This window comes from Sphingomonas naphthae (assembly GCF_028607085.1).
In the GTDB taxonomy this organism is placed as follows: Bacteria; Pseudomonadota; Alphaproteobacteria; order Sphingomonadales; family Sphingomonadaceae; genus Sphingomonas_Q; species Sphingomonas_Q naphthae.
Map to the genome: position 1 here is coordinate 176,107 of NZ_CP117411.1, position 21,695 is coordinate 197,801.

A 21,695-nucleotide genomic window follows, 5' to 3' on the forward strand; every position below is an offset into this window, starting at 1 on the left:
GGGAGTATCCGATGGCCGAGACGCGCGACGCCGGGAATGCGGCTGGCGGCGGGGTGAGCCGCCGTCAGGCGCTGGCGACAGGCGGGCTCGGCCTGCTCGCGGCGGGGGGCAGCCTGTCCCTCGCCGCACAGGCGCAGCAGCCGGGAAAGCCCGGCGAGGGCGCGGAAAAGACCATCACCGTGCATGACGCCACGAATGTGGCGCTCACCGTCTCGCCCGATTTCAAGTCGGTCGCGATGGACCTGCTCGGCATATTGTGGACGATCCCGATCGGCGGCGGGCCGGCGATCCGCCTCACCGGCGATTTCGACGATCTCGGCCAGCCCGACTGGTCGCCGGATGGCGGCCGCATCGCCTTCCAGTCCTACAAGACCGGCAATTTCAAGATCTGGTCGGTGCCGGCGGCGGGCGGCGAGCTCCTCCGCCATACCGACGGCAATTTCGACGATCGCGAGCCGCGCTGGTCGCCCGACGGCAAGACGATCGCCTTCGCCAGCGACCGCAGCGAGGGCCGCTACGCCATCCACCTGCTCGACGTGGCGAGCGGCAAGGTGACGCTGTTCTCTGCGGGCAAGAGCCAGGACAGCGAGCCCTGCTGGTCGCGCGACGGCAAGAGCATCGCCTATATCGCCGATGGCACAAAGGTGATGCTGGCGCCGGTGGCGGGGGGCGCGGCGACGGTCGCGGCGTCGATCGCGCCGTCGCCCGATCGCTTCAAGCCCTCCGAACTCCACGCCCCCAGCTTCGCGCCGGACGGGACGCTGGCCTACACCCGTGTCGATGCCAGGGGCGTGACCTTGGTGGTGGGCGGCAAGGATATGGTGGCGGGCGAGGATCTCTATCCCTTCCGCCCGGCGTGGCTGGCGGCCGGCGTGTTCCTCTACGGCTCCGGCGGCAAGATCCGTTTGCAGGCGCCGGGCGCCAGGGCCGTGCCGGTGGAATTCACCGCGCCGGTGCCGGTGACGGTGCCGAACTATACCAAGAAGACCCGCGACTTCACCAGCACGAGCCCCAAGCCGGTCGTCGGCATCGTCGCCCCCGCGCTGTCGCCCGATGGCCGGCAGATCGCGTTCGGCGCGCTCAACGATCTGTATCTGATGACGATCGGTTCGGCGCCGAAGAAGCTGGTCGCCGATGGCTTCTACAAGGTCGATCCGGCCTGGTCGCCCGATGGCAAGTGGCTGGCCTATGCCACCGATCGCGCCGGCACGATGGACCTGTGGTTGCGCGAGATGGCGACCGGCAGGGAACGCCAGCTGACCAACCTGCCCGATCAGGGCGCGGTCTCGCCCGCGTGGAGCCCGGACGGCAAGATCATCGCCTTCCTCGATCAGGAGGGCGCGCTCCATACCGTCGAGGTGGCGGGTGGCGCTGTCCAGAAGGTCTATGCCGGCATCTGGGAGCCGGGCCGCCCCAGCTTCGGCCCCGGCGGCAAGACGATCGCCTACACCGCCTTCAAGCCTGCCTCGGCGCGTTATCGCGAGGGCCTGTCCGAAATCCTCACCGTCGATCGCGCGACGGGCAAGGGCGTCTATGCGCCGATCGCGCCGGGCAAGTCGCTCGGCGTGCGGGGCGTCGACGGCCCGGTCTGGTCGCCCGACGGCACGATGTTCGCCTACGTCTTCGCCAGCACCCTGTGGGTGGCGCCGGTGGACGAGACCGGCAAGATCACCGGCACGCCCCGCCAGCTCAACACGGAGGTCACCGACGCGGTGAGTTGGAGCGGCGACAGCAAGTCGATCCTCTATCTCAACAACGGCAAGCTGAAGCTGATCCCCGCCACCGGCGGCGCGGCCAAGACGATCCCCTGTGCGCTGACCTGGGCGAACGCCAAGCCGAAGGGCCGCACCGTCGTCACCTCGGATCGCCTGTGGGACGCGGTCGGCACGGGCTATACGCAGGCCGATGTCGTGATCGACGGCAACGTCATCGTCGGCCTCGCCCCCAAGGGGTCGGTCACCGACGCCAATGCCGTGAAGGTGGACGGCACGGGCCTCACCCTGATGCCCGGCCTGATCGACATGCACACGCATCGCCAGATGCAGGGCTATAATTACGGCGACCGCATGGGCCGCGCGTGGCTGGCGATGGGCATCACCGCGACCCGCTCGCCGGGGGCGCCGGCCTATCATCTCGTCGAGGATCGCGAGGCGATCCAGTCGGGCGCGCGCATCGCCGCACGCCATTACGGCACCGGCGAGGCGGTCGACGGCAGCCGCATCTTCTACAATTTCATGCGCCCCGTGACCGAGCCGGGCCAGATGGAGCTGGAACTGGAGCGCGCCAAGGCGCTCGATTACGACATGATAAAAACCTACGTCCGCATGCGCCACGACGTGCAGGCGCAGGTGGTGAAGGCCGCGCACCGCATGGGGATGCACCTGTCGTCCCATTATCATTATCCGGCGCTCCACACCGGCATGGACTGCATGGAGCATACCGGCGCCACCAACCGCTACGGCTATTCGCGCACCATCACCGCGCAGGGCGGCGGCTATCAGGACGTCAACGAACTGTTCGCCGCCGCCAAGGCGGGCCGCACACCCACCCTGTTCATCGCCTCGGCCATGCTGGGCGAGGATGACGGGCTGGCGCAGGATCCGCGCATCAAGACGCTGTTTCCCTCATGGGAATATGCCAAGCTGATGGGCCGGGTGAAGACGATGCGCGACGGCGACCGCACCGGCTTCTTCGCCTCGCTCCAGCGGCAGGTCGATCAGATCAGGATGACGATGGCCTATGGCGGCAAGGTCGTCTCGGGCACCGACGCGCCGATCGATCTCGTCGCGATCAGCCTCCACCTCAACCTGCGCGGCATGGAGCGGTGCGGCATGTCGCCGATCGATACGCTGCTGACGGCGACGCGCAATTCGGGCGAGTTCCTGAACGAACCGATCGGCCGCATCGCCAAGGGGATGCTCGCCGACCTGATCCTGGTGGACGGCGATCCGCTGGCGAGGGTGGCGGACGCGGCGGCGGTGAAGATCACCCTCGCCAATGGCGTGGTCCACACCCCCGAAAGCCTGATGGCGCCCTTCGCCGCAATCAGGCCCTCGGCCGTCCACAGCCACCACTTGCCCGCGCTGGCCGCCGACGACCGCTATTTCTGGCAGACCGCCGAATATGTCGAGAGCAGCCGGGGCGCCTGCTGCGCCGATCATCACCACCCGATCATGCGGGCGTAGCGCACGGCGCTTCGCCTACAGCCCCAGCAGATCCTCCACGGCGCGGGCGATATTGTGCGTCGTATAGGGCTTCTGCACCACCGTCCGCGCGCGATGTTCCTGCGGCAGCTTGGCCTGCTCGCCATAGCCCGAGGCGAAGAAGAAGGGCACGCCCATGTCGGTCAGGCGATCGGCGATGCCGAAGCTGGTCTGATCGCCCAGATTGATGTCGAGGATCGCGAAATCGGGCTGGTGGCCGTCGAGCATGTCGTGCGCCGCCTCGGTGGTGGAGGCGGTGGCGATCTCGGCGCCGAAGCGGGTGAGGATATCCTCGGCATCGAGCGCGATGATGAGGCTGTCCTCCACCAGCATGACCGAAAGGCCCGCCAGCAGATCGGGCTTGACCGGCACCATCTGCGGGTTCTTCGGATGCGGCAGCCGCACCGCCGGCCCCTTGAAGTTGCGCCGTTCGGAGACATGCCGCGCGGGGATGCAGAATTGCGCCCGCACGCCCGCCGGATCGTAACGGATCTCGGCCGATCCGCCGAGATCGTAGGGCACCGATCGCTCGACGATGGTCGTGCCGAAACCCTTGCGGGTCGGCTTGGTCACCGGTGGGCCTTCGCTCTCCTGCCAGCTCAGCACCAGATCGTTCTGCTCGTTGCGATGCCAGCGGATATGGACCTCGCCGTCGCCCGAAAGGCTGCCGTATTTCGTCGAATTGGTGACCAGTTCGTGCACGACCAGCGCCATCGTCGAATAGGCCTGCGGATTCAGCAGCACGGGCGGCCCGTCCGAGATGATCGCGCTTTCCTTGTTGGCGGCGAAGGCGGCGGCCTCGGCGTCGATCAGCGCCTGCAGCGGGGCCGGCCCCCAATGATCGTCGGTAATCTGGTTGTGCGCGCGGGCGAGCGAGTGGATGCGCCCGTCCACCACGTGCACGAAATCGCGCACCGCATCCTCGTCGGGCTGGGACTGGCGGATGAGGCCACGGATCACGCCGAGGATGTTGCGGACGCGATGGTTGAGTTCGGCGATCAGCAATTCCTGCCGCGCGTTGGCCTGATGGCGCTGCGCCGCCGCCTCGTCGGCGAGGCGTAGCACGACCTCGATCAGGGTCGCGCGCAGCGTCTCGGCGACGCGCAGTTCCGACAGGGAGAAAGGCTTGGAGCGGCCCTCGACCTGCTCCTGCCATTCGGCGAAGCTCTCGCGCGGCGTCAGGCGGGGGCCGTTCGGGCCGTAGTGCACCGGTTTGTGCGGATCGCCCGCCCAGCGCACCGATTCGCGCATCTCCGAACGGAACAGCACGACATAATCGCGCGGCGAGCGTGAGATCGGGATGGCGAGCAGCCCCGACGCCTGTTTCGCGAAACCGGCGGCGCGATCGACCAGCGAGCCGATATGGTCGGTCGCGAACACCTTGCCCGCCGCCATGCCGTTCAGCGCGCGGATGATGCGGCGGAAATCGTCGGTCGGCGGCGTGATGCCCGAGAAGGCATAGCTGCCGTTGATCCACACGCCCACGCCATCGGCGGGGATGGTGCTGGTGAGGATATCGGCCAGCCAGTCGGGATCGTTGAGCAAGGTCTCGTCCGAGGCGACGGCGCCCAGCAACTGATCGGAAATGTCGCGCGCCCGCCGCTCATATTCCACCAGCGCGCGCCGCTCGCGGCTCTCCAGCCGCATCGAGAACATCTGCGCGAACAATTCGGAGACCGAGCGCCGCTCGAACGTGGGCGAGCGCGGCGAATAATGGTGGCAGGCGAACAGCCCCCACAATTCGTCGTCGACGATGATCGAGATCGACAGCGACGCCCCGACCCCCATGTTCCTGAGATATTCGATGTGGATCGGCGACACCGATCGCAGCACCGACAGCGACAGGTCGAGCGGGCGGCGATGCTCGTCCAGCTCGGGGACGATGCCGACCGGGCGGGCATCCACGTCGCGGATCACGCGCAGCAGGTTGCGCTTGTACAGGTCGCGCGCCTGCCGGGGGATATCGCTGGCGGGGTAATGCAGCCCCTTGAACGATCCGATGCCGGGCTTGCACGCCTCTGCCACCACCTCACCCGCGCCATCGGTCGCGAATTTGTAGACCATCACCCGATCGTAGCCGAGCAGCAGCCGCACCTGCCGCGCGCCCTCGCGGTAGAAGCCCGCCATGTCGGCCTGCCCGTCCAGCCGCACCATCATCGAGCGCACCGTGCCGCTCGCGTCGCCATTGTTGTGCGTGCCGGGCTCCGCCTCGATCACGATCTGCCCGCCGGAGAAGTGGATGGCGATGTCGAACGGCTCGCCGCCTTCGCGGAACGCGCAGCCGAACAGCCGCTCCACCGTATCGGGCGTGTTGAGATAGGCGACGCGGTTGCGCAGATCGTGGACCAGTTGCGGCGGCACGAAATCGGCCAGCAGATTGCCGATCATCGACGCCGGCTCGAAGCCGAGGAAGGTGGCGATGTTGGCCGAGGTGCGCGCGACGATCCAGTCGGTGCTGACCGCGATCAGGAAACCGACCGGCTGGATCGCACCGAGGAGATGAATGGGTTCGCGATCGCAATTTGTGAGATCGACGGGGGTTTCGGCGTCGGCCACGCTGGTCCTGTTAAATTGGGTTCGTGATGATCGGGCTCGTAGCCGCAACCGCGCGGATGCGCCTTGGTTCCGATCAACTTTTTCCGGAATTTCAACGCCAGCCCGCCAGAAAGCGGGCTGGCGCGAGGTTCGGCCATTCGATCCTGCCTGTGGAAATCACTCAGGGCCGGGTGAAATCGGCCGCGCTGTGGCGCTCGGCCAGCTGGTCGGCGGGCTCACCGGTCACGCGGTTGACCCGCCGGCCCCGGATCACCGCAGGGCGCTGGTCGATCGCGTCTGCCCAGCGTTGCAGATTGGCATATTCGTGGACCGACAGGAATTCCGCCGCGCCATAAGCGTAATTCTTGGCCAGCCCGCCATACCAGGGCCAGATGGCGATATCGGCGATGCTGTAGCTGTCGCCCGCGACATATTCGCTCTCGCCCAACCGCCTGTCGAGCACGTCGAGCTGGCGCTTCACCTCCATCGCGAAGCGGTTGATGGCATATTCGATCTTCACCGGCGCATAGGTGTAGAAATGGCCGAAGCCGCCGCCCAGGAAGGGCGCGCTGCCCATCTGCCAGAACAGCCACGACAGCGCCGTCGCCCGCCCCGCCGGATCGGCCGGCAGGAAGGCGCCGAACTTCTCGGCGAGGTGGAGCAGGATCGCGCCGGATTCGAACAGGCGGATCGGCTCCGGCCCGCTGCGATCGAGCAGCGCCGGGATCTTGGAATTGGGATTGATGTCGACGAAGCCGCTGCCGAACTGGTCGCCCTCGCCGATGCGGATCAGCCAGGCGTCATATTCGGCGCCGCTGTGGCCGGCCTCCAGCAGCTCCTCGAACAGGATCGTCACCTTCTGGCCGTTGGGCGTGGCGAGCGAATAGAGCTGGAAGGGATGCTCGCCCACCGGCAGCGCCTTGTCGTGCGTGGCGCCGGCGATCGGCCGGTTGATGTTGGCGAAGGCGCCGCCGTTCGCCTTGTCCCACGTCCAGACCTTCGGGGGCACATAGTCGCTGCTGTCGGTCATCGATCATCCTTCGTGTCCGTGAAGCATCGTCATATCGTTCGCGATCGCCGTCGCGCCAGTCTCCGCCCCTGCAAGAAGATGTGCGGGGGCTGAAATCGGAACTCGCCCGTCGAAATCCGGCCGTCACGCGGCGCGGGCCCGCGAAATCCCCTTTTTCTTCCGCGCCCCTTTTACTAGCAAAGCGGTGGGGAGCGGGGGCGCATGCAGCAGTCTTTGGTCGGGTTGATGTATGAGGCGGGGCTCGATGCCGGGGCCTTTCCGGTGCTGGCCGAGGGGCTGGCGAATCATTTCCGCAGCGGCGGCCTGTTCTCGCAGCAACTCACCCACGGTGGCGATGTGGTGATGACGTCGGGCTTCAACCCGGCCAGCTACCACGATTACCTCACCCATTATCGCGATCATGATCCCTGGTTGAAGGCGGGGATGCGCCAGCCGGTGAACCACGCCGTCAGCCTGGAAGGCATCGTCACCCAGCAGGATCTGAGCCGGAGCGAGGCCTTCGCCGACTTCTTCCGCGCGAACGGCAATTTCGCCCATTGCATGGGGGTCGCGCTGGAGGCGGGGAGCAACCTCTACACCGTCAGCTTCCAGCGCGAGATGCGCGACGGTGGCTATAGCGCCGACGAAGCCGAGGCGCTGCAACAGCTCGTCCCCCATTTCCGCCGCGTGTTCCGCACGCGCGAACTGGTGAGCCTCCAGGCGGGCGTGATCGGCCGGATGGCGGGGGAGGAGGAGACCATCTGGGTGGTCGACGCGCGCGGCACGGTCCACTGGCGGCACGGCGCGGCGGGCGATGCCGGGCCGTTCGCGGGGCCGACGGGCCAGCAGGTCCGCAAGGCCGCGCGCGACGCGATCGACGGCACCACCTCGATCGCGACCGCCTTCGATCAGGGCGGCCACGCCATCCGCGTGTCGCCGGTGGCCGGCGGCAACGGCGTGCCCGCCTATGCGCTGATCCAGCGGGTCGATCATGCCGGCCGTGCGCGCCGGCAGGCCCGCGCCGCGCGCGAGAGCTATGGCCTGACCGCGTCGGAGGAGGCGCTGGCCGTCAGCCTGCTGCTCGGCCGCACCTTGCAGGAGCATGCGGCGCTGCGCGGCAATCAGACCTCCACCGCCCAATCCCACCTGAAGAACATGCTCTCCAAGACGGGAACGTCGCGCCAGGCGGCGTTCGTGCTGCTCCTCTCCCGCCTGTAGGCCTGCTGCGCCCGCGAAGGCGGGCGCGCCGCGGGCGGCGCAACTGACGCGACATCCGCCTGCCTTGCCGGGCGCGCGGTGCCGCCGGACGATGCGATGAAGCCCCGATCCCTGCAATTTTGTGACACCGTTCGCCAAAAGTGTGCCCGGCCATGTTGCACCGCACCGAAAAACGGGGTTCAATGTTTTTTGGGGCAGCCGTCGTGGGGGCGATGGCGGATTCCATGTCCCGGCTCGTTAGAGTTCGGGGAGCAGGATGGGGGGACGAAGCGACGACCGCAACATGCCGGCGCGGCTGACGCGCATCCTTCCCTTATCGTTCGCCCCCGCCCGGGCCGGATGCCGGCGGGTGCGTGAAGCGTCGCTCTTACAGGTGTTCCAGTAATGACATTAGCGTCCCTGCCCTGGCTGTTGCCGTTGATCGCGCTGCTTGCCGCGGGCCTTTTCGCGGGCTTCACCGCCGGGCTGTTTGGCGTGGGCGGCGGTTTCGTCGTCGTGCCGGCGCTCGTCATCGTCCTGCCGCTGCTGGGGGGCAGCAAGGAAGCGATGACCCATGTCGCGATCGGCACCTCGGCGGCGACGATCATCGTCACCTCGATCCGCTCGCTGCGCAGCCACGCCAAGCGCGGCGCGGTCGAATGGGAGGTGCTCAAGACCTGGGCGCCGTGGATCACCGGCGGCTGCGTCATCGGCGTGCTGCTGGCGAGCCATGTCGACGGCCATGTCCTCAAGCTGATCTTCGCGACCGGCGTGGCGCTGATGTCCCTGAACTTCATCCTGCCACGCATGGAAAAGGTGCTGTCGGAAAATATGCCCGGCGGTCTGCCGCGCGCCGCCATCGCCGGCGGGCTCGGCACCTTCTCGGCCTTGCTCGGCATCGGCGGCGGCACGATCGCGATCATGGTGATGACGTTGTGTGGCCGCACCATCCACCGCGCGATCGCCACCGCATCGGGCATCGGCACGCTGATCGCCATCCCGACGACGCTCGGCTTCGCGATCATCGGCTTTGGCGAGGCGGGGCTGCCGTGGGGGTCGCTCGGCTACATCAACGTGCCGGCGACGGTGGCGATCGCCTCCATGTCGCTCATCACCGCGCCCTTGGGCGTGGCGGCGGCGCACAGCCTGCCGGCCAAGCCGCTCAAGCGGGTGTTCGGGGCCTATCTGGTCGTGATCGCCGCCTTCATGTTCAAGAACGCGCTGAAGATATAAAGACGTAATCCGAAAAAGACTGGGCCGGCAAACGGCCATGGGGACCGCGTGAAAATCTAGGGAGACTTCCGATGACCGCCGACGACATGATGATGGACGACCTCACCGACACCCGCCTGTCCGGCAACGCGCAGGAAGACCTGACCGAGCGCGGCTATTCGCGCCGCCAGCTCGCCCGCATCGCCGCCGTGTTCAGCGTCGGCGCGGTCGCCGCCAGCGTCGGCCGCCCGGCCTGGGCCGCCGCCGGCGTGCCCGATCCCGCGCCCGTCGTGAAGACGCGCATCGGCGCCAACGAATGCTGGACCGGCCCGCTGATGCCCGGCCAGAAGGCCGCCGCCGCGATCATCGCCGATGGCAACCGCTATGCGCCCAAGGACGAGCGCGGCGACTTCATCAAGGCGGTGATGGCCGTCGAGAACGTGCCCTACGATCATGTCGCGCCGTGGCCCGGCTCGTCCGATCCGCTGTCGCGTGCCGTCGTCAGCTTCTGCTCGCCGACGCGCGGCCTCGTCACCGCCGATCCCACGTTCGAGCTGGCCGGCCGCACCGCCACCTGGCTCGGCGCGCCGGTCAAGGCCGTGCCCTTGAAGGCCGATTATTCGCACGACGTGAAGGCGATGCTGGCGGCAAACCCGAACGCCGGCCTCTATTACATCTGCACGCCCAACAACCCGACCGGCACGATGACGCCGCTGGCCGACATCGAATGGCTCGTCGCCAACAAGCCGAAGGACGCCATCGTCCTGATCGACGAGGCCTATACCCATTTCGCGGACAAGGCCCCGGTCGCCTCCTACATGGCGGCCGCCGGCAAGGACGTGATCGTGATGCGCACCTTCTCGAAGATCTTCGGGATGGCCGGAATGCGGATGGGCTTCATCATGGCGCGGCCGGACATCATCGCCAAGATGATGCGCTACGATGGCGGCATGCAGTCGGGCGCGCTGCCGCTCCCGTCGCTCGCCTGCGCCACCGCCAGCCTCACCGACGCATCGGGCATCATGGCGCGCCGCAAGGAGATGGAGGAAGCGCGCGGCATGACGCTCGCTCACCTCAAGAAGAAGGGCCTCACCGTCCTGCCGACGGCGGTCAACATGTTCATGGTCGACTGGAAGACCAAGCCCGCCAAGGACATGCAGGCCGCCTTCATGAAGGAAGATGTCGCCATCGGCCGCAACTGGCCGATCTGGCCCACCGTCAGCCGCATCACCGTCGGCTCGATGGAGGACATGAAGAACTTCACCCGCGCCTTCGACAAGATCAGCGCCGCCTGATCCTGTCGCCCCTGATGGGGTAGAAAGGCCCGTCCCGGTTCGCCGGGGCGGGCCTTTCGCTTTTTAGGCATCGGCCTCCCGATCCGTAACGATCTCCCCCAAATGGGGGAGGATTCCATCCGAAGCGGATGCAAAGCTGTTCCCCGGAAATTCGTATTTCCAGGGGGCAAAATGCTGAACTTCTCGCGCGCGTTCGCCGCGCCGCTGCTCGTCGCCGCGGCGCTCAACCTGTCGGGCTGCGCCACGACCACGGCGAGCATTCCCGTCGCGCCGGTCGCCGCGACCATCGCCAACCAGACCGGCAAGACGATCGCGCGGGTCGAATATCAGGCGTGCGGCGCGCCGGCCGAAAGCTGGTCGCCGCTGGCGCTCGGCGCGGTCGGCTCCGGCCGCGCGCTCAAGTTCGAGCTGCCCGAAGCGTGCGTCAACATGACCGCTTATTTCGAGGACGGCCGCGTCGCCGGCACGCAGGTCGGCGTGCGCCGCGACTTTCCCTTCACCTGGACCCTGTCCTGATCGTCACCGGGGGTAATCTCATGGTCAAGTTTCTGAAGGCGGCGCCGATCGCCGCGCTTTCCCTGCTCGCCGGCTGCTCGAGCGGCCCGAGCTACGAATATTACAAGGTCAGCTCGCGTTTCGTGTCGAGCGCGCAGAACCAGAGCGCGCCGGAGATCATCACCACCCCCGGCTACGGCCAATATGCCGGCCGGGCGCTGACCGTCGCGGTGCGCGCGCCCGATCGCTGCTCGAACAACACCGCCAACCAGGCGAGCGGCGGCGCCGCCGCATCGGGCGCGATTCTGCAGACCAATTGCGGGGTCGAGATGGCCGAGATCGAGCGTGGGCTGACCCGCGCCGGCTACAACGTGATCTCGTGGAACATCCTCGAGCGCGAGATGGCGCGCAACAGCTCGGCCAACGAGGTCGCCAGCACGCTGGGCGCGCAGGTGCTGTTCCAGATCAACTCGCTGGAAAATTCGCGCAAGACGCTGGGGCAGGATGCGCGCTGGGAGCGGACCTATGCGCGCTCCGACCCGCGCGGCATGACGGGGGCGCCGCTGCCGCTGACCGAAGAGACGCGCAACATGATCGGCCGCACCTATCTGGCGCCGATCGAGGCCAAGGCCAACACCCGCGCCTACGCCGTCACGCTCGACGCCGTCGCGGTGTGGGTCGCGACCGGCCAGTCGCTCTGGTATTATCGCTGGACCCGCGCGAAGGAGCCGAACGGCACCGCCGTGGGCTATAACCTGCCGCTCCAGTGCATCGCCGGCTACGGCTTCAGCCAATGCTCGCAATTCCGCCCGGTCGGCGCGCAGGCGCAAGCCAGCACCGTCGTCGCCGCCGGCGAGTCGGTCGCCATCTCCGCCTCCGAGCGGCCCGAGGATGTCGAGAAGGCGATCTACGCGGAGCTGTACAAGGAAGTCGTCCAGAACTTCGTCGACAGCTTCGCCAAGGCGCGCCAGTTCGCGTCGTGACGGGGCGGGTGGCCATCCGGCATCTGGGGCTCGGGCTCGCGGCGGCGCTGATCGCCGCGATGCCTTCCGCAGCGTCCGCGCAAGGGGAGGGCGGCTGGGCCTTCTGCTATGTCGATCCGCCGACCTACCAGAGCGGCAGCTATGTCTACACCAAGGTGCGCTACATCGGGGCCGGGCCGGTGCCGACCGGCGAGGTGGCGGCGGCGCTGGCGCAGACCGCGCCGCAGGTGGCCGGGCGCCAGCCCGAATGCTGGCGCTACGCCGATGCCGAGGTGGCCGAACAGCGCCGGCAGGCGGGCATGGCGCGCAGCCGCAGCCAATCCTATTCGATCCTCGAAAGCGAATGGAGCCCGCGCAACGCGATCGAACCGCCGCTGAGCGCGAGCCTGCCGCAGCCGACGCCCGCGCCGGCCCCTTTGCCTGCTCCGGCCCCCGCCACCGTCGCCCGCGCGCCGATCCCGGCTTCGGCCCCGACCGATCCGATCCCCGGCGCCCGGCTGAAGGGCATCGCCGAGGCGGTCGCGGCGGCCAGGGACGAGGCGACGCCCGCGCCGGCCCCGGCTCCCGCTCCGGCCCCCAAGCCGGCGGTTGCCGCCGCCGCACCGCCACCCGCGCCGGCGCCGGACGCGCAGAATGCCGCCGTCACCGCGCTCAACGCCGGCATCGTCGCGCGGGAGGCGGCCAAGATGAGCCGGGCCGATCAGGCGCAGGCCGAATATGAATCGGCCATGGCGGCCTACAAGCAGCGGCTGGCCGACGATGCCGCCCGCAACGCCAAGGTCGCGGCCGATTTCGCGCGGGTGCAGGCCGAATATCAGCAGGCGGTGCGCGATTGCGCGGCCGGCGATCGCACCAAATGCGCGCCGCCCGGCACCGCGCCGGCCGCCGCAACGCTCGCGGGGCAGCGCTGAGGGGAGCGGGCGGCGGCCGGAGAGGACGCCGCCCGTTCATACTTTCGCCCCGAGCGATGCGTATCAGCCAGCCGGCCCGATCCCGCCCGCGCAACGATCGCGTCGCCAAATGCTTTTTCCACGCAACATGATTGCGTTGGCGGCCAAGGGGCGCTAGGCGCGGCCGATCAGTCGCAAAAGGCCCAATCATGTCGCTCGCCCTCGCCACGCCCCCCTTCGCCATCCTGCCCAACGCCACGCCGGTCTCGGTGGCCGATCGTGGGCTGATGCTGGAAAATCCGGGCTTCGGGCGGGTGTTCACCGATCATATGGCGATCGTGCGCTATTCGGCGGGCAAGGGCTGGCACGATGCCAGGCTGACGGCGCGCGCGCCGCTCCAGATCGATCCGGCCTGCTCGGTGCTGCATTACGCGCAGGAAATCTTCGAGGGGATGAAGGCCTATCGCGCCGCCGACGGATCGGTCGTGCTGTTCCGCCCGGAGGCCAACGCCGCCCGCTTCAACGACAGCGCGCGACGCATGGCGATGCCCGAACTGCCCGAGGGTCTGTTCCTCGAGGCCGTCGAGCAGCTCATCAGGATCGACCGCGACTGGATTCCGGCGGTGGAGGGCGGCAGCCTGTATCTGCGCCCCTTCATGTTCGCCAACGAGGTGTTTCTGGGGGTGAAGCCCTCGTCGGAATATCTCTTCCTCGTCATCGCCTCCTCGGTCGGCGCCTACTTCAAGGGCGGGCGTGAGGCGGTGAGCCTGTGGGTGTCCGAACATTATACCCGCGCGGCGCCGGGCGGCACCGGTGCCGCCAAGTGCGGCGGCAATTACGCCGCCAGCCTCGCCGCGCAGGCCGAGGCGATCGAGCATGGCTGCGATCAGGTCGTCTTTCTCGACGCCGCCGAGCGCAAGTGGGTCGAGGAACTGGGCGGCATGAACATCTTCTTCGTGTTCGACGACGGATCGATCATCACCCCGCCGCTCGGCACGATCCTGCCCGGCATCACCCGCGATTCGATCATGACAATCGCCCGCGCCGACGGCATCGAACTGCGCGAGGAGGCCTATTCGATCGACCAGTGGAAAGCGGACGCCGCCTCGGGCAAATTGCGCGAGGCCTTCGCCTGCGGCACCGCCGCCGTCGTCACGCCGATCGGCGAGGTCCATTCCACCGACGGGCGATTTACCATCGGTGCGGGTGGGGCCGGCCAGGTCACCAGCCGCATCAAGCAGTCGCTCGTCGCGATCCAGCGCGGCGAGGCCCCGGATCGCTTCGGCTGGGTACGCCCGGTCATCCAGGGGTGATCTGACACCTCACTTACGGGTTTTCTCATCGTCATGGATTCCTATCCCGCACCGGCCCGCGCGCTCGTCGCCGCCATGGTGGAGGCCGCCGCCGCCGATCCGTCGCGCGCGGTCGCCTTCCAGGGCGCGCCCGGCTGCAATTCGCACATCGCCACGCTCAACGAATTTCCCGATGCGCTGCCCTTGCCCTGCTTCTCGTTCGAGGATGCGCTGGATGCGGTGCGCGACGGGCGCGCCGACAAGGCGATGATCCCGATCGAGAATTCGCTGCACGGGCGGGTCGCCGACATTCATTTCCTGCTGCCCGAAAGCGGCCTCAGCATCGTCGGCGAGCATTTCATGCCGATCCGCTACCGGCTGTTCTCGATCGACGGCGGCCCGGTGACCGAGGCGCTGAGCCACCCGCAGGCGCTCGGCCAATGCCGCCGCTGGCTGCGACTGCGCGGCATCAAGCCGGTGGTCAACGCCGACACCGCGGGCGCCTCGGCCGAAGTGGCGGAGATCGGGCGCACCGGCGTGGGCGCCATCTCGCCGCCGCTGGCGGGCGAGATTTACGGTCTGAAGATGGCCGCCGAGGGGCTTGAGGATTCGGACGACAACACCACCCGCTTCGTGGTGCTGGCGCGCGATGGCGCCACTGCGCGCTCGCCAGGTATGGTGATGACGAGCCTTATCTTCGCGGTGAAGAATGTGCCGGCGGCGCTGTACAAGGCGATGGGCGGCTTCGCGACCAATGGCGTCAACATGACCAAGCTGGAGAGCTACCAGCAGGCGGCCAGCTTCGCTGCCACGCAATTCTACGCGGATGTGGAAGGCCACCCGGACGACCCGCCGCTGGCCCGCGCGCTGGAGGAACTGCTGTTCCATTCCAAATGGGTCCGCATCCTCGGCACCTACTCCCAGGCGCGCCCGCGCGGGGTCGATTGACACCCGTAACGATTGGAACTGGAAGGATTTTTGTCCGTTCTGTCCTCGTAATCATCTCAAGCGAGGAGAACGATCATGGGCGAACTCACCGACAAGATCAAAGGCCACGCCAACGAAGCCATCGGCAAGGCCAAGCGCGCCATCGGCGACGCCACCGACCGCCCCGACATCCGCGCCGAGGGTGACGCGCAGGAAGCCGCCGGCGACCTGCAGAAAGCCAAGGGCGAGGTCAAGGGCGCCCTCGGCGACAAGATCTGATCGTCACGCTGTAAGCGTAAGCGAGAAGGGCGTCCCGGCAACGGGGCGCCCTTTTTGTTTGTCCCGTCCCTAACCTGCCCCTCATCCGTGTCGGACATCCCCACACCCTGATCTCGTTTGTTGTCAGAGCCGTACGGCAGGCGTAACACCTCCCCGTCGCGCGGGGGCCACGCTGGCCCCATGCGACGGGGGATTATGACGCTCGACCAACCCTGGCTGCCCGCGCTGATCGCGCTGCTGCTCGGCTATCTGCTGGGCGCTATCCCGTTCGGCCTGCTGCTGACGCGATTCGGCGGCGCGGGCGATCTGCGCGAGATCGGATCGGGCAATATCGGCGCCACCAACGTGCTGCGCACCGGCCGCAAGGGGCTGGCGGCGGCCACCCTGATCCTCGATGCGGCCAAGGGCGCGGTCGCCGTGCTGATCGCGGGGGCGTATAATCCGGCCTTTGCCCCGCTGGCAGCGGTCGGCGCCTTCTTCGGCCATCTCTATCCGGTCTGGCTCGGCTTTCGTGGGGGCAAGGGCGTGGCGACCTTCCTCGGCATCGCGCTCGCCCTCCATTGGCCCTGCGGCGTCACCTTCGCGATCGTGTGGATCGCGGCGACCTTCCTCACCCGCATCTCGTCGGTCGGCGGCATGGCGGCGGCGGTGGCGGCGCCGGTCTGTGCGGCGGTGATGGGTATGTTCGATCTGGTGCTGCTGCTGCTGGCCTTCACCCTGATGCTGCTCTGGAAGCACCGCGCCAATCTCGCGCGCCTGCTCGACGGGACCGAGCCGAAGATCGGCGCGGGCAAGACGAGAGCGTGAAGCCGGGCGATCTCGCCCGCCTCCGCCTGATCCGCACCCGCAGCATCGGGCCGGTCGCCTACGCCCAGCTCATCGCCCGCTTCGGATCGGCCGAGGCCGCGCTCGATGCCTTGCCCGATCTCGCCCGGCGTGGTGGCGGGCGGGCGGTGGCGCCGCCCCCGATCGCCGATATCGTGCGCGAGGCCGAGGCGGTCGATCGGTTCGGCGCGCGCTATCTCTTCCGGGGGCAGGGCCTCTATCCGCGCCTGCTGGCCGAGATCGAGGCCGCGCCGCCCGCGATCGTGGCGAAGGGTGATCTCACCTTGCTCGATCGGCCGGCGGTGGCGATGGTCGGCGCGCGCAACGCCTCGGCGGCGGCAGGGCGCTTCGCGCGGCAACTGGCGCACGATCTGGGCGCCGATAAGATGGTCGTCGTCTCCGGCCTCGCGCGCGGCATCGATACCGCCGCCCATGCCGGATCGATCGACCAGGGCACGATCGCCGTGATCGCCGGCGGCCTCGACATATTCTATCCGCCCGAGAACGAGGCGCTGCAACGCGCCATCGGCGAGCGCGGCGTGGTCATCGCCGAAATGCCGCCCGGCACCGAGCCGCGCGCGCGTCACTTCCCCTATCGCAACCGCATCATCGCCGGCATCGGCCGGGGCACGATCGTCGTCGAGGCGGCGCCCAGATCGGGCTCGCTCATCACCGCGCGCTACGCCGCCGATTACGGGCGCGAGGTGATGGCCGTGCCCGGCTCCCCGCTCGATCCGCGCGCGCAGGGCTGCAATCTGCTGATCCGCGAGGGCGCGACCCTGATCCAGTCCGCCGCCGACGTGCTGGAATCGCTCGGCACCCTCACCGGCCTCGTCCGCGAACCCGCCCCGCGCGCCGCGCCGCTGGCCCCGATCGACGCGGGCGACGCCGAACGCCGCGCCGTCACCGATCTGCTGGGCAACACGCCGGTCCCGGTCGACGAACTCGTCCGCCAGTCGGGCGTGCCGGCGGCGGCGGTGCAGACGGTGCTGCTCGAACTGGAGCTGGCCGGCCGGCTGGAGCGCCACGCCGGCAACCGCGTGGCGCTGGGGTGACCCTCCCCGCCGACCTGCGCGCCACGCTGGCGCAGGTCGCGGCGGCGATGGCCGAAGCGCGCGATCCCTGGTGGATCATCGGCAGCGCGGCCGTCGCGCTCCACGGCGCGACCACCACCATCGCCGACGTCGATGTGCTGACCAGCGCACGCGACGCCCACGCTTTCCTGACCCAGACAGGCGGCGCGGCGGTGGAGGCCGCCACCGACCCCCATTTCCGCTCGGCGCTGTTCGGTCGATGGCATGGCCCACCCTTGCCGGTCGAGGTGATGGGCGACCTGCACCTCAACGAAGGCGGCTGGCGCATGGTCGAGTTGAAGACGCGCCAGTCGATGGAGGTGGCGGGCGCAACGCTCTTCATCCCCTCCCGCGAAGAGTTGATCGCCTTGCTCCACCGCTTCGGCCGCCCAAAGGATTTCGCCCGCGCGGCGCTGCTGGAACGATAAGGGCTCAGCCAGTCTGCCGCTTCGCCGTCACTTCGATCTCGATCTTCATCGCCGGATCGATCAGCCCCGCGACCAAGCAGGTCGCCGCCGGCCGTATCTCCCCGAACACCCGCCCGAGCGGGCCGGTGATGGCCGGCCAATCGCCCGCGTCGGTGATATAATAGGTCGCGCGCACCACGTCGGCCATGGCGAAGCCCGCCTCGGCCAGCGCACGCTCGATCGTGGCGAGCGCGTTGGCGGCCTGTTCGGCGACATCCTCGGGCATCGCCATCGTCGCATAATCATAGCCGGTCGTGCCGGCGACGAAGCACCAGTCGCCATCGACCACCGCGCGCGAATAGCCCGCCACCGCCTCGAACGGCGACCCCGACGAGATCAGCCGCCGGCTCACGCGAACGTCGCCTCATATTGCTCCGGCTTGAAGCCGACGAGCAGCACGCCCTCGCCCTCCACCACCGGCCGCTTGATGAGCGACGGATGCGCGATCATCAGTGCGATCGCCTTGCCCCGATCGATTCCCTCGCGATCGGCCGGCTCCAGCTTGCGGAAGGTGGTGCCGGCACGGTTGAGCAGCACCTCCCACCCCAGCGCCTCCACCCACCGATCGAGCGCGGCGGCATCCACCCCGGCCTTCTTGTAATCGTGAAAGGCGTAGGTGACGCCCCTGCCATCGAGCCAGGTGCGGGCCTTCTTCACGGTGTCGCAATTGGGGATGCCGGAGAGGGTGAGGGGCATCGTCGGTCCTTCTTCGGGCGATCAGAGCGCGCTGGTGATGTCGGTGCGGGCGAAATCGTTGCCGATGTAGAGCAAGGGGCAGCCATGTTCGCGGGCCGCCTCATAGGCGAAGCAATCGCCCATGTTGAGCGCGGCGGGGTGCACGCCCTTGCCCCAGCGCCCATAGGCGGCCGCCGCGCGGCGGGCCGAGGCGGCGGTTACGGGAAGAATCTCGAAATCGAACCGCGCGAAGATCGATTCGATCATGAGGCGAACGCCTTTCCGATCGGCCACGATCAATGCCTCGGCCATCGTGCCGGCGGACATGAGTACGACCGGGCTGCTTTCCAGCGCCACGATGCACGCTTCGCCTTCCGGTTCGTCGAGAATGATCGCCAGCAACGCCGACGTATCGACGGCGATCACCCAGGAAGGCCGTTTTCGTCATAGAGGAAATCCTGGCTGTGGGCAGCGGACGGTCCGGGCAATATATTGCCCCTCGCCGCGTCCCGCGCCTCTTCCAATATCCTGCGACGCGCCTCCGGCGACAGCGCGGGTTTGCGCGCGGGGACGAGGCGAACGGCGGGCTGGCCGTGGCGCGTCAGCACCACCTCGTCCCCGGCTTCCGCACGGCGGACGAGTTCGGTGAGTTGCGCCTTGGCGTCGGTGACCGAGATTTCCATGTCGGCAATATGGACCATCACATGGTCCAGAACAACCTCACTCCGCCCCGCGCAGCATCCGCGTCAGGATGTTGTCGCGCAGGATGAAATGGTGGCGCAGCGCCGCGCCGATGTGGCCGGCCAGCAGCGCGAGCATCGCATAGCCCAGCGCGACGTGCATCGCCTCCGCCCCCTCGCCGGCGCCTTCGCCGACGGGCAGCTTGGGCACGGGGAACAGCTCGAAGAAGCTCAGCGGGCGGGTGCCGGCCGAACTCATCACCCAGCCGCTCAGCGGCAGCAAGATCATCGCGGCGTACAATATCCAATGCAGGCCGTGGGCGGCGGCCTTTTCCCACGCCGGCATGTGCGCGGGCAACGGCGGGGCGGGGTGGGTGAGGCGCCACACCAGCCGGATCAGGCTCAGCACCAGCACCGCCAGCCCGATCGACTTGTGGATCATCATCGCCGGAAACAGATCGCGCAGCGCCGCGCGGAAGAAGCCCAGCGGCAGATTGGCGATGATGAGCGCCGCGATCGTCCAGTGGAGCAGCCGGGCGGTGCGGTTGTAGTGCAGGTCGGCGGTGCGCATCGGGCCTTGCCCTCCGGCTGAATGGACGAGGCCGTAACGATGGCGGCGAACGGCGCCGTTTTCAATGGCCGGCGGGGTCGGCCGCGACAGGGGGAAGCGCCCAGTCGATCGGCGGCAGCCCGCGCGATTCCAGAAAAGCGTTGGTCTGGGAGAAATGGCGGCAGCCGAAGAAGCCGTTGTGCGCCGACAGCGGCGAGGGATGCGCCGCCTTCAGCACCAGATGATGCCCGCCCTGTGCGATCGAGCGGACGAACCCCGCCTTCTTCTGCGCGTAACTGCCCCACAGCAGGAACACGACCGGATCGGGCCGCGCCGCCACCAGCCGGATCACCGCGTCGCTGAACTTTTCCCACCCCCGATCGCGGTGCGAGGCGGCGCGGCCGCTCTCGACGGTCAGCACGCTGTTGAGCAGCAGCACGCCCTGCCGCGCCCAATGTTCGAGGAAACCGTGCGCCGGCCGCGCCAGCCCCAGATCGCTGTGCAATTCCTTGTAGATGTTGACGAGCGACGGCGGCGGGCGGACGCCCGGCCGCACGCTGAAGCACAGGCCATGCGCCTGCCCCGGCCCATGATAGGGATCCTGCCCGAGGATCACGACGCGCACCGTATCGAGCGGCGTCAGATCGAGCGCGCGAAACCATTCGCCGCCCGCCGGGAAGATCGCCTTGCCCGCCGCTTTCTCGGCGACGAGGAAGGCGCGCAGATCGGCCATGTAGGGGCTGGCGAATTCGGCGCCGAGCGGCCTCTTCCAGCTTTGGTGCAGTCTGATATCGCCCATATGGCCTCCCGCTCCGATGGCCTTATCGTAGGGACTGCCGGGGCGGGAAGGCGATTTATCGCGACGCCGTGCGGCCCACGCCGTTCTCCGGCGTAAGGTCGAGCCGCTCGATCGTCGGCGTGCTGCCGCGCACCCGCAGTCGCGATTTCTCGCCGGGCACGAAGGCGAAGGTGTAGCTGTATCGCTCCAGCCGCTCGGCATTGGGCGAGGTCGTGCCGGGCGGCAGCGGCGTGTAGAGGCGGCCGGACAGGCGCTTCAGTTCGTCGGCCAGCCAGGGCGTCGCGACATTGTCGGCGGTGCGCAAGACCTGCACGTCGGATACGGTGCCGTCGGGCTCGACCCGGAAGGCCACATCCGCCCAGACATGGGCATAGCCCGGCGCGACATTGGCGCTGCCGGGGTTCTTGCGGGGCGGCACCGGCCGCCACACCACGTCCTCGGCGCGCGGCGCCCACAGCAGCGACTGCCGGCCGCCGGGCGACAGCGCCGCCGCGTTCCGGCTGAGCGCCGCCATGTCGGGCGGCGCCTCTGGATCGCGCTGGCGGGCGATCAGGATGCGGGCGCCCTCGCGGAAGGCGGCCATGTCGTCGCCCTCGGCCGCCATCAGCGCCTGATAGATCGACCGCCCCTTTCCACGCCTGCCGAAGGCGTAATAATATTTGGCGCGGCGCAGATCGGCGAAGCCCGCGATCTGGCGCAACCCCGCCGCATGGGCCTTGCGCGAGACGTCCTCATACGTCCGGATCGCGCGCAGCCGATCGTCTCCGTCGGCGCCGATGCCGTCCAGCCCCCGGGTCAGTTGCAGGTCGCCGATGTCGAGCTGCGCCGTCAGCCTGCTCGCCAGCGCGACATTCGCCCCGTGGTTGAGCGTCGCCGCGGTGCGATAGGTGCTGCGCTCCTGCCAGTCGGTCTCGCCCTGATGGAGCGAGATGTTGGCAAGGCCGCGATAGAGTTCGGCGACCCGTTCGGGCGATTCGGCGGCCCCGCCGCGATTGCGGCGGAGCGAGGCGTGGAGCGTGCGCGCCCCGCTGTCGTAATCGCCCGCCACGAACAGCCCCTCGGCATAAGCCAGGCTGGCGGCGACATCGTCCGCCAACGGGCATTGGCGTGCGACGCACGCGTCCAGATCGCGCTTGAGGCTGTCGAGCGGCCGGGCGGTGACGACGATCGTCGGCTCGGCCGGCGGCGGCGGTGCGGCGGCGGCAAGCAGGGCGGCGATGGCGAACGGCGTCATGCGGCATCCTCCCGATCAGGCCCGCAATCTGATCCGCGCCGCGCCGCCTGACAAGATGCCGCCCGGCCCGTTTCG

22 protein-coding genes are annotated in these 21,695 nt (G+C 68.5%); 13 read left to right on the forward strand and 9 right to left on the reverse strand.

Translation table 11 applies throughout. The annotated features are described in order from the left end of the window. Window positions 1–11: 11 nt before the first annotated feature. Window positions 12–3,185, forward strand: coding sequence for an amidohydrolase family protein (locus PQ455_RS00835; RefSeq protein ID WP_273688334.1), 3,174 nt, complete (start codon window positions 12–14; stop codon window positions 3,183–3,185). Window positions 3,186–3,200: 15 nt separating this feature from the next. Here PQ455_RS00835 and PQ455_RS00840 read toward each other — a convergent pair whose 3' ends face one another. Beyond that, window positions 3,201–5,759: an HWE histidine kinase domain-containing protein gene (locus PQ455_RS00840; protein WP_273688335.1), complete on the reverse strand. Its 2,559-nt coding sequence runs from the start codon at window positions 5,757–5,759 to the stop codon at window positions 3,201–3,203. Between the two features lie 160 nt (window positions 5,760–5,919). Next, window positions 5,920–6,768 (reverse strand): glutathione-dependent disulfide-bond oxidoreductase, encoded by an 849-nt coding sequence (yghU, locus tag PQ455_RS00845; RefSeq protein ID WP_273688338.1) that lies wholly within the window; start codon window positions 6,766–6,768, stop codon window positions 5,920–5,922. Window positions 6,769–6,969: 201 nt separating this feature from the next. Between yghU and PQ455_RS00850 the strand changes: the two genes are divergently transcribed. The 12 genes from PQ455_RS00850 (at window position 6,970) to PQ455_RS00905 (ending at window position 17,643) form a co-directional block, all read left to right on the forward strand. After that, window positions 6,970–7,965 (forward strand): helix-turn-helix transcriptional regulator, encoded by a 996-nt coding sequence (locus PQ455_RS00850; RefSeq protein ID WP_273688340.1) that lies wholly within the window; start codon window positions 6,970–6,972, stop codon window positions 7,963–7,965. 384 nt (window positions 7,966–8,349) lie between these two features. Continuing rightward, entirely contained in the window at window positions 8,350–9,177 is an 828-nt protein-coding gene (locus tag PQ455_RS00855) for a sulfite exporter TauE/SafE family protein (protein ID WP_273688342.1), read from the forward strand. A gap of 92 nt (window positions 9,178–9,269) precedes the next feature. Then, window positions 9,270–10,451, forward strand: coding sequence for a pyridoxal phosphate-dependent aminotransferase (locus PQ455_RS00860; protein WP_273691465.1), 1,182 nt, complete (start codon window positions 9,270–9,272; stop codon window positions 10,449–10,451). A gap of 171 nt (window positions 10,452–10,622) precedes the next feature. Next, window positions 10,623–10,967, forward strand: a complete 345-nt coding sequence (locus PQ455_RS00865) for a hypothetical protein (protein ID WP_273688344.1) — start codon at window positions 10,623–10,625, stop codon at window positions 10,965–10,967. 20 nt (window positions 10,968–10,987) lie between these two features. Further along, the gene (locus PQ455_RS00870) at window positions 10,988–11,929 is read left to right on the forward strand and encodes a hypothetical protein (protein ID WP_273688346.1); all 942 of its coding nucleotides are present in this window, start codon (window positions 10,988–10,990) and stop codon (window positions 11,927–11,929) included. Between the two features lie 8 nt (window positions 11,930–11,937). Then, on the forward strand, window positions 11,938–12,840 hold the full coding sequence (locus PQ455_RS00875) for a hypothetical protein (protein WP_273688348.1): 903 nt from the start codon (window positions 11,938–11,940) through the stop codon (window positions 12,838–12,840). Between the two features lie 188 nt (window positions 12,841–13,028). Then, window positions 13,029–14,132 (forward strand): branched-chain amino acid aminotransferase, encoded by a 1,104-nt coding sequence (locus PQ455_RS00880; RefSeq protein ID WP_273688351.1) that lies wholly within the window; start codon window positions 13,029–13,031, stop codon window positions 14,130–14,132. A gap of 33 nt (window positions 14,133–14,165) precedes the next feature. Continuing rightward, on the forward strand, window positions 14,166–15,059 hold the full coding sequence (locus PQ455_RS00885; protein WP_273688353.1) for a prephenate dehydratase: 894 nt from the start codon (window positions 14,166–14,168) through the stop codon (window positions 15,057–15,059). Between the two features lie 75 nt (window positions 15,060–15,134). Then, entirely contained in the window at window positions 15,135–15,317 is a 183-nt protein-coding gene (locus tag PQ455_RS00890) for a CsbD family protein (RefSeq protein WP_273688354.1), read from the forward strand. Between the two features lie 195 nt (window positions 15,318–15,512). After that, complete coding sequence (gene plsY, locus PQ455_RS00895; protein WP_273688356.1) at window positions 15,513–16,124, forward strand: glycerol-3-phosphate 1-O-acyltransferase PlsY; 612 nt, start codon at window positions 15,513–15,515, stop codon at window positions 16,122–16,124. After that, complete coding sequence (dprA, locus tag PQ455_RS00900) at window positions 16,121–17,197, forward strand: DNA-processing protein DprA (protein ID WP_273688358.1); 1,077 nt, start codon at window positions 16,121–16,123, stop codon at window positions 17,195–17,197. The genes plsY and dprA overlap by 4 nt, the downstream gene beginning before the upstream one ends. Then, on the forward strand, window positions 17,194–17,643 hold the full coding sequence (locus PQ455_RS00905; protein WP_273688360.1) for a hypothetical protein: 450 nt from the start codon (window positions 17,194–17,196) through the stop codon (window positions 17,641–17,643). Before dprA ends, PQ455_RS00905 begins: the two co-directional genes overlap by 4 nt. Before the next feature lie 4 nt (window positions 17,644–17,647). On the opposite strand, the gene PQ455_RS00910 is transcribed toward PQ455_RS00905, so the two are convergent. From PQ455_RS00910 to PQ455_RS00940, 7 genes are all read right to left on the reverse strand, one after another. Then, entirely contained in the window at window positions 17,648–18,034 is a 387-nt protein-coding gene (locus PQ455_RS00910) for a RidA family protein (protein ID WP_273688362.1), read from the reverse strand. Beyond that, the gene (locus PQ455_RS00915; RefSeq protein ID WP_273688363.1) at window positions 18,031–18,378 is read right to left on the reverse strand and encodes an ArsC family reductase; all 348 of its coding nucleotides are present in this window, start codon (window positions 18,376–18,378) and stop codon (window positions 18,031–18,033) included. The genes PQ455_RS00910 and PQ455_RS00915 overlap by 4 nt, the downstream gene beginning before the upstream one ends. A gap of 21 nt (window positions 18,379–18,399) precedes the next feature. Then, window positions 18,400–18,783, reverse strand: coding sequence for a type II toxin-antitoxin system VapC family toxin (locus PQ455_RS00920; RefSeq protein ID WP_273688364.1), 384 nt, complete (start codon window positions 18,781–18,783; stop codon window positions 18,400–18,402). Then, entirely contained in the window at window positions 18,780–19,058 is a 279-nt protein-coding gene (locus PQ455_RS00925; RefSeq protein WP_273688366.1) for a type II toxin-antitoxin system Phd/YefM family antitoxin, read from the reverse strand. Before PQ455_RS00925 ends, PQ455_RS00920 begins: the two co-directional genes overlap by 4 nt. A 19-nt stretch (window positions 19,059–19,077) precedes the next feature. Continuing rightward, entirely contained in the window at window positions 19,078–19,608 is a 531-nt protein-coding gene (locus PQ455_RS00930; protein WP_273688368.1) for a cytochrome b, read from the reverse strand. Window positions 19,609–19,669: 61 nt separating this feature from the next. Then, complete coding sequence (gene ung, locus PQ455_RS00935; protein ID WP_273688370.1) at window positions 19,670–20,386, reverse strand: uracil-DNA glycosylase; 717 nt, start codon at window positions 20,384–20,386, stop codon at window positions 19,670–19,672. A gap of 55 nt (window positions 20,387–20,441) precedes the next feature. Then, on the reverse strand, window positions 20,442–21,620 hold the full coding sequence (locus PQ455_RS00940; protein ID WP_273688371.1) for a hypothetical protein: 1,179 nt from the start codon (window positions 21,618–21,620) through the stop codon (window positions 20,442–20,444). Window positions 21,621–21,695: the final 75 nt, after the last annotated feature.

Excerpts from the sequence above, each read along its gene's own strand:
- PQ455_RS00865 (WP_273688344.1), top strand. The coding sequence starts at position 10,623 with ATGCTGAACTTCTCGCGCGCGTTCGCCGCGCCGCTGCTCGTCGCCGCG.
- PQ455_RS00835 (WP_273688334.1), top strand. The coding sequence starts at position 12 with ATGGCCGAGACGCGCGACGCCGGGAATGCGGCTGGCGGCGGGGTGAGC.
- PQ455_RS00940 (WP_273688371.1), bottom strand. The coding sequence starts at position 21,620 with ATGACGCCGTTCGCCATCGCCGCCCTGCTTGCCGCCGCCGCACCGCCG.
- PQ455_RS00930 (WP_273688368.1), bottom strand. The coding sequence starts at position 19,608 with ATGCGCACCGCCGACCTGCACTACAACCGCACCGCCCGGCTGCTCCAC.
- PQ455_RS00915 (WP_273688363.1), bottom strand. The coding sequence starts at position 18,378 with ATGCCCCTCACCCTCTCCGGCATCCCCAATTGCGACACCGTGAAGAAG.
- PQ455_RS00890 (WP_273688354.1), top strand. The coding sequence starts at position 15,135 with ATGGGCGAACTCACCGACAAGATCAAAGGCCACGCCAACGAAGCCATC.
- ung (WP_273688370.1), bottom strand. The coding sequence starts at position 20,386 with ATGGGCGATATCAGACTGCACCAAAGCTGGAAGAGGCCGCTCGGCGCC.
- PQ455_RS00885 (WP_273688353.1), top strand. The coding sequence starts at position 14,166 with ATGGATTCCTATCCCGCACCGGCCCGCGCGCTCGTCGCCGCCATGGTG.
- PQ455_RS00880 (WP_273688351.1), top strand. The coding sequence starts at position 13,029 with ATGTCGCTCGCCCTCGCCACGCCCCCCTTCGCCATCCTGCCCAACGCC.
- yghU (WP_273688338.1), bottom strand. The coding sequence starts at position 6,768 with ATGACCGACAGCAGCGACTATGTGCCCCCGAAGGTCTGGACGTGGGAC.
- PQ455_RS00850 (WP_273688340.1), top strand. The coding sequence starts at position 6,970 with ATGCAGCAGTCTTTGGTCGGGTTGATGTATGAGGCGGGGCTCGATGCC.
- plsY (WP_273688356.1), top strand. The coding sequence starts at position 15,513 with ATGACGCTCGACCAACCCTGGCTGCCCGCGCTGATCGCGCTGCTGCTC.
- PQ455_RS00925 (WP_273688366.1), bottom strand. The coding sequence starts at position 19,058 with ATGGTCCATATTGCCGACATGGAAATCTCGGTCACCGACGCCAAGGCG.
- PQ455_RS00855 (WP_273688342.1), top strand. The coding sequence starts at position 8,350 with ATGACATTAGCGTCCCTGCCCTGGCTGTTGCCGTTGATCGCGCTGCTT.
- PQ455_RS00870 (WP_273688346.1), top strand. The coding sequence starts at position 10,988 with ATGGTCAAGTTTCTGAAGGCGGCGCCGATCGCCGCGCTTTCCCTGCTC.
- PQ455_RS00860 (WP_273691465.1), top strand. The coding sequence starts at position 9,270 with ATGGACGACCTCACCGACACCCGCCTGTCCGGCAACGCGCAGGAAGAC.